The sequence below is a fragment of the Thalassospira sp. A3_1 genome, assembly GCF_017744215.1.
In the GTDB taxonomy this organism is placed as follows: domain Bacteria; phylum Pseudomonadota; class Alphaproteobacteria; order Rhodospirillales; family Thalassospiraceae; genus Thalassospira; species Thalassospira lucentensis_A.
Window position 1 is genome coordinate 55466 of record NZ_JAGHQQ010000001.1, and the last position, 12312, is coordinate 67777.

The window sequence follows — 12312 nt, forward strand, 5'->3', positions numbered from 1 at the left end:
CGGATCAATTCTCGATCTCGGCCAGTTTCTGCGCCTGATCTTCGGCAATCAGGGCATCAATCATTTCATCGACCGACGGCCCGCCGGTGATGAAATCATCCAGTCGATAAAGGGTCAGGTTGATGCGATGATCCGATACACGTCCCTGCGGGAAGTTATAGGTCCGGATACGTTCCGAACGATCACCTGAACCGACCTGTGATTTGCGATCGGCCGCACGTGCACTGTCCTTGCTTTCGCGTTCCTGATCATACAGGCGCGAAAGCAGCATCTTCATCGCCTTTTCCTTATTCTTGTGCTGCGATTTTGCTTCCTGGCTCGCGGCGACCACGCCGGTTGGAATGTGGGTAATACGCACCGCACTGTCCGTGGTGTTAACGTGCTGGCCACCGGCCCCTTGCGAACGATAGGTATCAATCCGCAAATCTTTCGGGTCGATATGAATATCGACTTCTTCTGCCTCGGGAAGAACGGCGACCGTTGCCGCCGACGTATGAATACGCCCGCCGCCCTCGGTCACAGGAACACGCTGAACCCGGTGCACGCCACTTTCGAATTTCAGGCGCGCGAACACACCTGCACCCGATACGTTGACGATCACTTCCTTGTATCCGCCAAGGTCATTTTCGTTGGCGTCCATCTGCTCGAACTTCCAGCCACGGTTTTCCGCATAACGCTGATACATGCGATACAGATCGGCGGCAAAAAGTGCGGCTTCCTCGCCGCCGGTACCGGCGCGAATTTCAAGGATGGCGTTCTTTTCGTCCGCGTCATCCTTGGGCAGAAGCATCAGCTTCACTTCGTGCTCGGCCTTGGGCAATTCGTCGAGGATTTCATATTTCTCGGCTTCGGCCATTTCACGCATGTCGCGATCAGACCCGGCATCGTCAAGGATTTCCTGCGCGCCCTCCAGATCGGCACGAAGCTTTTTTACCTTCTCGACCGCATCAACAATCGGGGAAAGTTCGGCATATTCGCGCGACAGTTTGGCAAACGAGTCACCATCCGTCGCCCCGCCCGACAGCAGGGATTTGAGTTCGTCGAACCGGCGTACAACGCCATCAAGTTTACCGGGGTCCAGACTCACTCTTTGTCCTCCTTCGGGGTTTCATCATTATCTTCGGCTTTGCTGGCATTCGAACCGGACTGCAACGCGAACAGACGCGTCAAAAGCTTTTGGGCTTTCATCCATTCGACCGTTCCGGCACCGTCGGTGGTTGCCGCAAGGTCTTTAAGCGCTTGGGTAGGCGTATGCAACAACCGATTGATCAGAAGCCGGGTCGCTTTTTCGGCATCGCCGTGGCTTTCGCGCAAGGCATCGTTGCGAACGGTTTCGAAATGCGCCCTTAAATCCGCCATCGCCGGGATGGCGGCACGTTCGGCCCGCACGCGAACGAAATGCTCGACCTCTTCCTCAATCAGCGCCCAGGCCTCGTCGGCCTTTTCCTCGCGCCCGCCGCGCCCCTCGGCGGCAATCTTTTCAAGATCGTCCAGCCGATAGAAAAACACCTCGGCGATCTCGTCGACCTGCGGATCGATATCACCGGGAACCGCCGTATCGATCATCAGGATCGGGCGATAACGTCGGCGCTTGATCGCATCCAGAGCGCGTGCCTTGTCAATGATATAGCGGCGCGATCCCCCAGCGGTCAGGACCATATCGGCCTCGGCCAGCAGACGATCAAGGTCTTCAAGTTCAGACCAATGGCAATCAAGTCTGCGCGCGACAAGACGTGCCCGGGCGGCCAACCGGTCGGTGACCAACACCCGTCCCATGCCGCGTTCGGCAAGGGACGCGGCAATCAGTTCACCCATATCCCCCGCACCGGCCAGAAGCAGCGTGCAATTGGCAATATCGCCATGCAGGTCGCGTGCAACGGATTGTGCCGCCGCCGCAATCGAAACCGCGCCCTGCCCGATGCCAGTCTGGCTTCGGACCTTTTTGGAAATGGCATAGGCCGTCTGATACACCAGTTCCAACTCGCGCCCGACAAGCTTGTGATGCCGCGCGATCCGATGGGCATCCTTGACCTGCCCGAATACTTCGGGTTCGCCGATCACCAGACTGTCGAGAGACGCCGCAACCGCAAAAACATGGCGCAACGCGTCGCGCCCGGACCGGATGTAAAGCTCGCTTGCCAGCCTGTCGCGATCGATATCCGCCCAAAGGGCCAGAAGATCAATCAGCCGTTCCCGGCCGCGTTCCGCATCCGACGCCAGCAAATGGATTTCGGTACGGTTACAGGTCGAAACCACAATCGCCTGCCCCAAGCGAGCCTGCAAAATCGCCGACAGGAACTGAGGCAGGCGGGCCTCGTCGATGAACAGACGATCACGCGTATCCTCGCTGGAGCGCCGATGATTGGTCCCGATCACCATCAGGCGATCCAGCGGCCAGTCTCCGGCTTCTTCACGCGGGAATGCGTCTGTCACCCTGCACTTACCTTTTGCCGATTACGCCCGCAAGCTGATCAAGCGCGATTTCCTGCTGTTCACCACTGTCAAGGTCGCGAAGCTGGGCGACGCCCTTTGCCAGTTCGTCATCGCCAAGGATAACCGCGAGACGGGCATTTGCCTTGTCCGCGCGCTTCATGCGTTTTTTCATGTTCCCGGCATAGCCGAGCTCGACCGCAATACCGGTTTCGCGCAATGTCTGTGCGAGTGTACGGCATCGTGCCTCGGCCGCATCCCCCATCGGGATCAATGCAATCGGACGCAGTCCGGCCGGGGCTTCGCCGACCATCAGAGCCAGGCGTTCAACACCAGCCGCCCAGCCAACACCGGCCGTCTGCGGGCCACCCATGGTCGAAATCAGGCCATCATAACGGCCACCGGCCATCACGGTTCCCTGTGCGCCAAGGGTGTTGGTCGTGAACTCGAAACAGGTGTGGCAATAATAATCCAGACCACGCACCAGACGCGGATTCAGTTCATATCCGATACCGATATCGCCAAGCCCGCCAGTCAGCGACTTGAAGAATTCCTGACTGTGTTCGTTCAGATATTCGGCAAATAACGGTGCATTTGCAACCAGTTCCCGGTCTCCTTCATCCTTGGAATCAAGGATACGCAGCGGGTTCTTTTCGAGGCGTGCCCGGCTGTCTTCCGACAGCTTGTCGAAATGTCCCTTGAAATAATCAACAAGAACGTCGCGATACGCTGCCCTGCTTTGCGGATCGCCGAGGGTGTTAAGCTCCAGCGTGATGCTGTCCCACAGGCCAAGAGACTTAAGGATATGCGCACCATAGGCGATCATTTCGATATCACCTGCGACCTGCTCGACGCCCAGAAGCTCCGCGCCGATCTGGTGGAACTGGCGCTGGCGGCCTTTCTGCGGGCGTTCATAACGGAACATCGGCCCGTAATAGGAAACCTTGACCGGGGACATCTGCTGCATGCCGTTCGAGATATAGGCACGCGCAATGCCAGCCGTTCCTTCGGGGCGCAGCGTGATCTGTTCGCCACCGCGATCCTCGAAGGTATACATTTCCTTGGTCACGACATCGGATGTATCGCCAAGGGTCCGGGCAAAGACCTCGGTAAATTCGAAGATCGGCGTGGACATACGATGGTAGCCATACAACTCGCCGATGTCGCGCGCGACCTGCGCGATATGATCCTGCAGACGGTTCTGTTCAGGCAGAAGGTCATGCGTGCCACGGACGGGTTGAAGCGATGCCACTTTGGGTCTCCGATCTAACTTGAATTCCAGATATTTGCGCCAAAACGATCAACGCAAATTCATGTGAACATGAAAATAGCTTTCCGCCCGGACGGCGGAAAGCCAAAATTCGTCAATTCTGCTAAGCTATTCCGCCGCGGCCAACTTTGCGGCTTCTTCGGCTTCGATCTTGGCCGCGCGTTCCTCGACCAGTTCGACGATATGGTCGACCATTTTTTCGGTGCTGATATTGTGATCGGGACGGCCGGAGATATACATTTTGTGGTTGCCACCACCACCACCGGTAAGCCCGATATCGGTTTCGCGGGCCTCGCCCGGGCCATTGACGATGCAGCCAATGATCGACAGCGAAATCGGGGTTGAAATGTGGGCCAACCGTTTTTCAAGCTCGGCCACCGTATCAACCACATTAAACCCCTGACGCGCGCAGGACGGGCAGGAAATGATCTGCACACCGCGGGTCCGAAGGCCAAGCGATTTCAGAATATCATACCCGACATGGATTTCCTCGACCGGGTCGGCTGACAGCGACACGCGCAACGTATCGCCGATACCGGCCCACAGAAGATTGCCCATTCCAATTGCTGATTTCACCGTACCGCCGCGCAGGCCACCGGCCTCGGTAATGCCCAGATGCAGCGGATAGTCACATGCTTCGGCCAGGCCGTAATAGGCGGCAACCGCAAGGAACACATCGGATGCCTTGACCGAAATCTTGAACTCGTAGAAATCCTGATCTTCAAGGATTTTAGCGTGGTTCAGCGCGCTTTCGACCATCGCCTCCGGGCAGGGTTCGCCGTAACGTTCCAGCAATTCCTTTTCGAGCGACCCGGCATTAACCCCGATACGCATCGAACAGCCGTGGTCCTTGGCCGCCTTTACGACCTCGCGCACGCGTTCTGTCGATCCGATATTACCCGGGTTGATCCGCAGGCACGCTGCACCAGCTTCGGCGGCTTCGATCGCACGTTTGTAATGGAAATGGATATCGGCAACGATCGGGACATGCACCTGCTTGATGATGTCTTTAAGCGCCGCGGTCGATTCCCGATCCGGGCAGGAAACACGAACAATATCGGCACCTGCTTCTTCAAGGCGCAAAATCTGATCCACGGTTGCCGCAACATCGGTGGTCAGGGTGTTCGTCATCGACTGCACCGAGATCGGCGCGTCTCCACCAACTTCCACATTACCAACGCGGATTTTGCGGCTTTTGCGGCGTTCAATATCTCGATAAGGGCGGACGCTCATTTCCGGTTCCAAGCAAATCTGTGTCTCTGGCCGACTATATAGCTTATCAGGGGCTAATTAGAAACCGTTGCCTTACGGTTTTTCCGTCAGATTTTGCAAAGCTGTCATAAAAAAAGCGGCCATATCAGGCCGCTTTTTCGAAAATCAGGGGTGACGCCATCACAAGGGTGGCAGACATCCTTACTGTGCCGTCGCCGGTGCCGTACCTTCAAGGGCTTCAACATCAAGCGAGAAATCCGAGATCACCGCACCGTAATCACCGACCGGCAGGGCTTCCTTGCCATCGACGCTATAGGTCAGTGCGCCTGCATTGCCTACTTCAAGCATCAGGCCGTCCTTGTTCGGAACGCGATACGTGTCGCCTGCGCTCAGCATCCGGGTCAGCAGGATGTTGCCATCGCCTTCGCGAATACGCACCCAGCTGGTTTCAACCGCCTCAATGGTGACACGGCTGTCAACATTGACCGCCCCGAAAACACGTCCGCCGCCGACTTCGTCAACTTCTGGCGCTGCCGGAACGGCGGCAGTTTCTGCTGCCGGTGCTGCCGGTGTCTGTGCTGCCGTTTCGGACGCAGGTGCAGGCGCCTCGGCCGCAACCTCTGGCGCGGCTGCCGGTGTTTCGACCGGTGCCGCGGCTTCTGCCGGTGCTTCGGCAACTTCGGCCGACGGCGTCTCAACCACTTGCGGGGCTGCTGCGGTTTCGGCTGTGTCGGTTGATGCTGCGGGTTCCTGCTGTGCAATCACAGGGGTATCGGCTGGCTCCGCCGGTGCTTCTGCCGTCTCGGCGGTTTCCCCGGTCGGAGCAGAGGCCGAAGGTCCAACTTCTGCCGCACGGGCATCAGCCGCATTTTCCAGATTGCGTTCCGGAACGGCCTGTTCGCCGCCTGAGGTATAGCTTGCCAGTCGTTCGGGCAACGGATCAACCAGATCGGCGATGGTTTTGCCCTGGCTCGACAGATAGTACCAGCCACCATAGGCGCCGATACCAAGCAATGCCGCAATCAGAAGGACCGCCCCACCGGGGACGCGGCTTTCCTGAACAGGTTTAGGGAAACTAAGTTCGGTCCGGGCTGCGGGCGCGTTGCTCTCCGCGCGGAAACGCCGCACGATTTCTGCCCCGTCCAGTCCGAGATGTTCGGCATAGGCTTTGATAAAGCCCAAGCCATACGGGCCACCGGGCAACACCGAATAATCGCTGTTCTCGATCGCCTCGATATAAATCTTGCGGATACGCAGCAAACGGCAAACGTCTTCGACGCTCTGACCAAGATTGTTCCTGGTGTGGCGCAAAAGACGCCCTACTTCGGCCTGATCCGATGAATAGCCGTTATCTGCTTCCATTTTGATGTCATTTGACGGCCCATTTCCAGGCAACGGCCTGAAACGCAAGCGCCCCCCGGATTGCTCGTCCAAATGATCTTCCTTTCGCTTTCCGATCGCCAACTCCGCACCCCCACGTTACGATCTAGCAATAAAAATAGCAGAATCCCCACCAAAAGCGATTGTTTTTAAAGTTTTACACCGTGATCTATTGCGAAAGCCTTAAGACGCGATCGCAACGATTTACTCGAACTTCCCATAATCGACAGGACATATCCCTCAACGCTTGCCGCATTCATGCTTCGGACCATCTCCTTTACAGGACCAACCGCAGCAGGTGCCATCGACAGGCGGCGAATACCCAATCCGATCAGGGCCATCGCTTCAAGTGGTCGTCCGGCCATCTCGCCACAGATGGTCAGACGGACATTCCGTTCGTCACACAATGTGACAAGTTGCCGCATAAATGCGAACACACTTGGCGAAAGTGTGTCATAACGCCCCTCCAACCGCGGGTTCCCACGGTCGGCAGCGAACATAAACTGCAGCAGGTCGTTGGTTCCGACCGACAGAAAGTCGACGCGATCCAAAAGTGCCGGTGCCTGCCATATCAGCGCCGGAACTTCCAACATCGCCCCAACCTCGACCCGGTTCGGTACATAGCCGCGTTCTGCTTCGCGCTTTAACTGCTGATCCAGAAGCTCTTTTGCCTGATCGAATTCTGCGACTTCGGCAATCATCGGGAACATGACATACAGATCCCGCTCGTGAGCAGCCCGGATCAACGCGCGCAATTGATGAACAAGCACTGCAGGACGATCCAGCGTAATACGGATCGAGCGCCAGCCCATCGCCGGGTTCTCTTCTGTCATATCCTCCCAATAGGGCAACAATTTGTCACCCCCGACATCAAGAGTACGAAAGACAACCGGGCGCCCTTCGGCCTGTTCGAAAATACGGGTATATAAACGGGTCTGATCGCCAATATCTGGCATGGCCGATCTGACCATGAAAGGAATTTCCGTCCGATAAAGGCCGATCCCGTCCGCACCGCTTTCGATCACATGGGGCACATCAATCAGAAGTCCCGCATTTACGTTAAGCGAAATATCGATCTCGTCGCATGTCCGGGCCGGCATATCGCGCATCTGCGCATACAGCGCCTTGCGTTCGGCCCGCGCTTTCAGCGCACCGTCGATAACCGAACGGACGTCCTCGCTTGGCCGGACAAACAACTGCGCATTGTCTGCATCGACAATCAGCGGATCACCGGTTTCAACCTTGTCGAGAACCCCCTTGACCCCGCCCAGGACTGGAATATCAAGTGCACGAGCAACAATCGCCACGTGCGAGGTGTGCGATCCTTCTTCAAGGGCAAGGCCACGCAAGCGCGTGTGATCGTAATCCAGAAGTTCCGCCGGGCCAATATTGCGCGCCACCAGAATGATATCGTCGGGCAACTCGCCAAAGGCCGGGGACTGATACTGCCCCGAAAGATGCTGCAACAGTCGGTTTGCCAGATCTTCAAGATCATGCAGGCGTTCGCGCAAATACGGATCGCTGACCTGGGCCATGCGGGCACGGGTATCGTCATGCACCTTCTGAACCGCGGCTTCGGCTGTCAGGCCGGTATGGACCGCCTCGGTAATGCGGTTCAGCCAGCCGGTATCCTGCGCAATCATTTTATAGGCTTCGAGGATATCACCCGGATCATCATCGCCGCCATTGCTGTCCATTCCCGCAACGGCTTCAAGCATCTTGTCGAGGTGATCCTGAAGCCCGCGCATGGCATCGCGAAGCCGGGTCAGTTCTTCGTCCGGGTCGTCCGACACCATCCGGTCGATAACGATGCGCGGTTCATGCAGAACCGCAATGCCCTTGCCAATCCCCGGTGCCAGACGCGCCCCGCCCAGACGCAATGGCAAAAGCGCAATCCCGTCAGTCGGGATCAGTTCTTCACGGCTGACCAGCTCGCCACCGGCGACCATTTCGGCCAAAACCATGGCAACGTTTTCAAGCGCTTCCTGCTCGTCCTCGGAATAAAGGCGTTCGGTCCGGTTCTGCACGGCAAGCACACCGATGATACGGCCACCGCGCAGGATCGGCACACCGATCATGGAATGATAGATTTCCTCGCCGGTTTCCGGACGATAGGCAAAATTCGGATGGCTTTGCGCATCTTTAAGATTAAGCGGTCGCGCATGTGCTGCCACATAACCCACAATCCCCTCGCCAACCCGAAGACGGGTCATGTGGACCGCCGCCGGGGCCAGACCGCAGGTCGCAAAAAGCTCCAGAACCTCGCCTGCCCGCATCACATAGACCGAACACACCTCTGCCACCATATCGGCGGCAATGATGGTCACGATCTGCCCAAGACGTTCTTCTGCCGTCCCCGGACCAGCCATGACGTCGCGAACGCGCTTTAAAAGGCGTCGCGGACCAGTGACTGCGGCGGACGGCATGCTCATCGGGTTTAATTGTCTCTTCGTACGAGGGACTGAACGGCCTGTTCGACCAGTTCTTCAAGAATTTCGGCTACCGGTTGTTCTTTCTTTACCATACCAACCGACTGTCCTGCCATAACCGATCCGCTTTCGACATCACCATCAATAACGGCCCGGCGAAGCGCCCCCGCCCAGAAATGTTCGATCTCAAGCTGGGCTTCGCCCTGATCGACCTCACCGGCACGGAATTTCGCAATCACCTTGCGCTGGGTATCAAGGAATTCGTCAGTTCCCTTGTTGGCAAGCGCACGCACCGGAATGACCGGGAAACGTTCGTCAAGCTGCACCGTGGTAACCGCGTCGCGTGCGCTGGCACGGATAAAGGCCTTTTTGAAATCCGGATGGGCAATGCATTCGGTCGCACAAACAAGACGCGTCCCGACCTGAACCCCGGCAGCTCCCTGTTCAAGCAATCCGGTCATGGCTTCGCCACGACCGATACCGCCGGCACAGAAAATCGGCACATCCTTGATTTCCGGAAGAATCTCCTGTGCCAGAACGGTCAGTGAAACCGGGCCGACATGCCCACCGGCTTCGCTGCCTTCGATCACCAGCGCATCCGCACCCGATCGCACCAGTTTCTTAGCCAGTACCAGCGCCGGTGCAAAACAGACAACCTTGGCAAATTCCTTGGCTTTCTTGATCGATGCCGATGACGGCAGACCACCGGCCAGAACCACGTGGCCAACCTCGTGCTCGCGGCAAACCTCGATCAGGTCGTCAAGCATCGGGTGCATGGTAATAAGGTTCACGCCGAACGGCTTTTTGGTTAGCGCCTTGGTCCCGGCAATTTCGGCTGACAGCAGATCCGGGGTCATCGACCCGCAGGCAATCACGCCAAAGCCACCGGCATTTGAAACCGCCGCCACAAGGTGACGTTCGGAAACCCAGGACATTGCACCCGCCAGAATGGCGTAATCCGTTCCCAGAAATTCCTTGCCCGCCGCCCACAATTTTTCAAGACGGGCGCGTGCCGCATCGAATTTCGGATCGCTCATATCATCAGTACCCCAAAGCAGAAATGCAGGGAACCGGGGTTCCCTGCCATTTCATCATAAAGGCCGAAACCGATAGTTCCAGCTAGTATGTAATAATTGACGCAATTTAACAGTGACTTAATCGTACACAACGAAGTCACATTATCAAATTACTCGGCATCAAGACCATAAGCGGTATGAAGCGCACGAACTGCCAGTTCGGTATATTCTTCGGCAATCAGAACGCTAACCTTGATTTCCGAGGTCGAAATGACCTGGATGTTGATGCCTTTTTCCGCAAGCGTTTCAAACATCTTGCGTGCAACGCCAACGTGCGAACGCATGCCGACACCGATGATCGACACTTTGGTCACATCCGATGTGCTCAGCAATTCCTTGTAGCCGATCTTGGCCGAATTACCTTCAATTACCGACAAAGCACGTTTGAATTCGCCGCGCGGCACGGTAAAGGTCATGTCGGTGCTTTTACCGTCTTCCGAGACGTTCTGCACGATCATGTCGACATTGATATTGGCCTCGGCCAGCGGGCCGAAGATAGAAGCAGCGATTCCCGGTTTGTCTGCGACTTTCACCAAGGTGATCTTGGCTTCATCACGGCTATAGGCAATCCCGCTGACGACTTCCTGTTCCACGATTTCGTCCTCGTCTACAACAAGTGTTCCTTCTGCATCACTAAAGGTCGAACGGACCTGCACCCGGACGCGATGGTTCATCGCCATCTCGACTGAACGGGTCTGGAGGACCTTCGCACCAAGCGATGCCAGTTCAAGCATTTCTTCGTAGGTAATTTTTTCGATCTTGCGCGCCTTGGGCACGATACGCGGGTCGGTCGTATAGACACCGTCAACATCGGTATAGATATCGCAACGATCCGCCTTCAGGGCCGCGGCAAGAGCCACCGCCGAAGTATCGGAACCGCCACGGCCAAGCGTGGTAATGCGATTATCCGGGGCAATCCCCTGGAAGCCGGCAACACACACAACCTCGCCACCATTCATGCGCTTGTCGAGTTCGGTGGTATCGATTTCCTTGATACGCGCCTTGGCATGTGCCCCGTCGGTCTTGATCGGAATCTGCCAGCCAAGCCATGAACGTGCCGGCACATCCATGCTTTGCAGTGCCATCGCGATCAGGCCAACTGTAACCTGTTCGCCCGACGATACGATCACGTCATATTCGCGCGCATCATACATTGGCGAAATTTCATCAGCCCAGCCTACCAGTTCGTTGGTCTTGCCCGACATGGCCGAAACAACAACCGCGACCTGATTTCCGGCATCGACCTCGGCTTTGACCCGACGGGCGACGTTCTTGATCTTTTCGACATCGGCGACCGATGTGCCGCCGAATTTCATGACAATACGGGCCATGAAGTATCCCCGCTAAGCTTGCCATCCATCGGCGTTCCGAAAAGATGGCATGTGATCCGGCCCTCGATCCATTGGCGCAGGCCTGCAACGCGGCGCGCCCCCTGATCCGGGCGGCGTTATCAATACTGCCTTACTCTTTCGGAAACAAGCATCAACGCAGGGGAAAATTGCATCGATTCATTTTTTATTCGGGTTTGATGCTCCTGATGCGCCCCAAAGGACGCAAATGGCGAAACATCCTGCGAATCCTTACCTGAAAACCCTGATAACACATGCGATTGGCGCAAGGCACATTCCGATTTCACTCATGCCCGCAAAACCGTCATCCACGCCAGCGATCCGGCAAACTATTGCCTTGCCGGACGTGCCCGCGTAAACAAGGCAAAGCAAAATCAATGTCACGCCTTCGGAGCCGTCCATGTCGCACGCATCCGCCAATAACAGCCGCACCGCCAATGCCGAGGAAATTGCACGCTTTTCTGCAATGGCTGAAAAATGGTGGGATCCGAACGGTGCGATGAAGCCGCTGCACAAGTTCAATCCGATCCGCTTGCAGCTTCTGCGTGACAATATCGCCGCCCATCTCGGGCGGGACGCCAATCAGCTTGACGTTCTAAAAGATATCGAAATCATCGATATCGGTTGCGGGGCCGGTCTTCTGTCCGAACCGCTGGCGCGCATGGGTGCCAAAATGACGTCAATCGACGCGGCCGAAAACAATATCGAAGTCGCCAAAGTTCATGCCGCCCAATCGGGCCTTGCCATTGATTATCGCAACTGCACCCCGGAAATGCTGGTCGATGAAGGCAAGCAGTTCGATATCGTGCTGAATATGGAAGTCATTGAGCATGTCGACGATCCGCAATTCTTCATGCAGGCCTGTGCGGCGTTACTCAAACCTGGCGGATTGATGTTTGTCGCCACCCTGAACCGCACGATCAAATCGCTGGCACTGGCGAAATTCGGCGCTGAGTATGTCCTGCGCTGGTTGCCTGCTGGTACCCATGACTGGCGCAAATTTGTCAAACCGTCCGAAATGTCGGGCTTCCTGCGTGGCGCCGGTCTTGATCTCGTAGATATTACCGGTGTTGCCTATAACCCGATCAACGACAAATGGTCAGTTGCCCCGCGCGACCTTGATATCAACTACATGGTGATCGCGCAAAAACCTTCTGGTGCGTAAT

General features: G+C 56.6%; 9 protein-coding genes. 1 reads left to right on the forward strand and 8 read right to left on the reverse strand.

What is annotated here, in order from left to right; genetic code table 11:
* Positions 1-4: 4 nt before the first annotated feature.
* From prfA to J7395_RS00295, 8 genes are all read right to left on the reverse strand, one after another.
* Positions 5-1087, reverse strand: a complete 1083-nt coding sequence (gene prfA / locus J7395_RS00260) for a peptide chain release factor 1 (RefSeq protein ID WP_062953390.1) — start codon at positions 1085-1087, stop codon at positions 5-7.
* Entirely contained in the window at positions 1084-2433 is a 1350-nt protein-coding gene (hemA, locus tag J7395_RS00265) for a glutamyl-tRNA reductase (protein WP_097053014.1), read from the reverse strand. The genes prfA and hemA overlap by 4 nt, the downstream gene beginning before the upstream one ends.
* A gap of 7 nt (positions 2434-2440) precedes the next feature.
* Positions 2441-3682: a histidine--tRNA ligase gene (hisS, locus tag J7395_RS00270; RefSeq protein WP_209220181.1), complete on the reverse strand. Its 1242-nt coding sequence runs from the start codon at positions 3680-3682 to the stop codon at positions 2441-2443.
* Positions 3683-3808: 126 nt separating this feature from the next.
* Positions 3809-4933, reverse strand: a complete 1125-nt coding sequence (gene ispG, locus J7395_RS00275) for a flavodoxin-dependent (E)-4-hydroxy-3-methylbut-2-enyl-diphosphate synthase (RefSeq protein ID WP_062953387.1) — start codon at positions 4931-4933, stop codon at positions 3809-3811.
* Between the two features lie 180 nt (positions 4934-5113).
* Positions 5114-6274, reverse strand: a complete 1161-nt coding sequence (locus tag J7395_RS00280; RefSeq protein WP_209220182.1) for a helix-turn-helix domain-containing protein — start codon at positions 6272-6274, stop codon at positions 5114-5116.
* A gap of 167 nt (positions 6275-6441) precedes the next feature.
* Positions 6442-8724 carry a phosphoenolpyruvate--protein phosphotransferase gene (ptsP, locus tag J7395_RS00285; protein WP_062953386.1) on the reverse strand — a complete coding sequence of 761 codons (2283 nt, stop codon included), beginning with the start codon at positions 8722-8724 and terminating at the stop codon, positions 6442-6444.
* Between the two features lie 5 nt (positions 8725-8729).
* The gene (locus tag J7395_RS00290) at positions 8730-9758 is read right to left on the reverse strand and encodes a nitronate monooxygenase (protein ID WP_062953385.1); all 1029 of its coding nucleotides are present in this window, start codon (positions 9756-9758) and stop codon (positions 8730-8732) included.
* 149 nt (positions 9759-9907) lie between these two features.
* A complete protein-coding gene (locus J7395_RS00295; RefSeq protein WP_062953384.1) occupies positions 9908-11128 on the reverse strand; it encodes an aspartate kinase in 1221 nt (406 codons plus the stop codon).
* Positions 11129-11546: 418 nt separating this feature from the next.
* Between J7395_RS00295 and ubiG the strand changes: the two genes are divergently transcribed.
* Entirely contained in the window at positions 11547-12311 is a 765-nt protein-coding gene (gene ubiG, locus J7395_RS00300) for a bifunctional 2-polyprenyl-6-hydroxyphenol methylase/3-demethylubiquinol 3-O-methyltransferase UbiG (RefSeq protein WP_097053017.1), read from the forward strand.
* Position 12312: the final 1 nt, after the last annotated feature.

What these genes read in the sequence shown, in the direction of transcription:
- ispG (WP_062953387.1), bottom strand. Translation starts at nt 4,933, where the DNA reads ATGAGCGTCCGCCCTTATCGAGATATTGAACGCCGCAAAAGCCGCAAA.
- J7395_RS00280 (WP_209220182.1), bottom strand. Translation starts at nt 6,274, where the DNA reads ATGGAAGCAGATAACGGCTATTCATCGGATCAGGCCGAAGTAGGGCGT.
- ptsP (WP_062953386.1), bottom strand. Translation starts at nt 8,724, where the DNA reads ATGAGCATGCCGTCCGCCGCAGTCACTGGTCCGCGACGCCTTTTAAAG.
- J7395_RS00290 (WP_062953385.1), bottom strand. Translation starts at nt 9,758, where the DNA reads ATGAGCGATCCGAAATTCGATGCGGCACGCGCCCGTCTTGAAAAATTG.
- J7395_RS00295 (WP_062953384.1), bottom strand. Translation starts at nt 11,128, where the DNA reads ATGGCCCGTATTGTCATGAAATTCGGCGGCACATCGGTCGCCGATGTC.
- ubiG (WP_097053017.1), top strand. Translation starts at nt 11,547, where the DNA reads ATGTCGCACGCATCCGCCAATAACAGCCGCACCGCCAATGCCGAGGAA.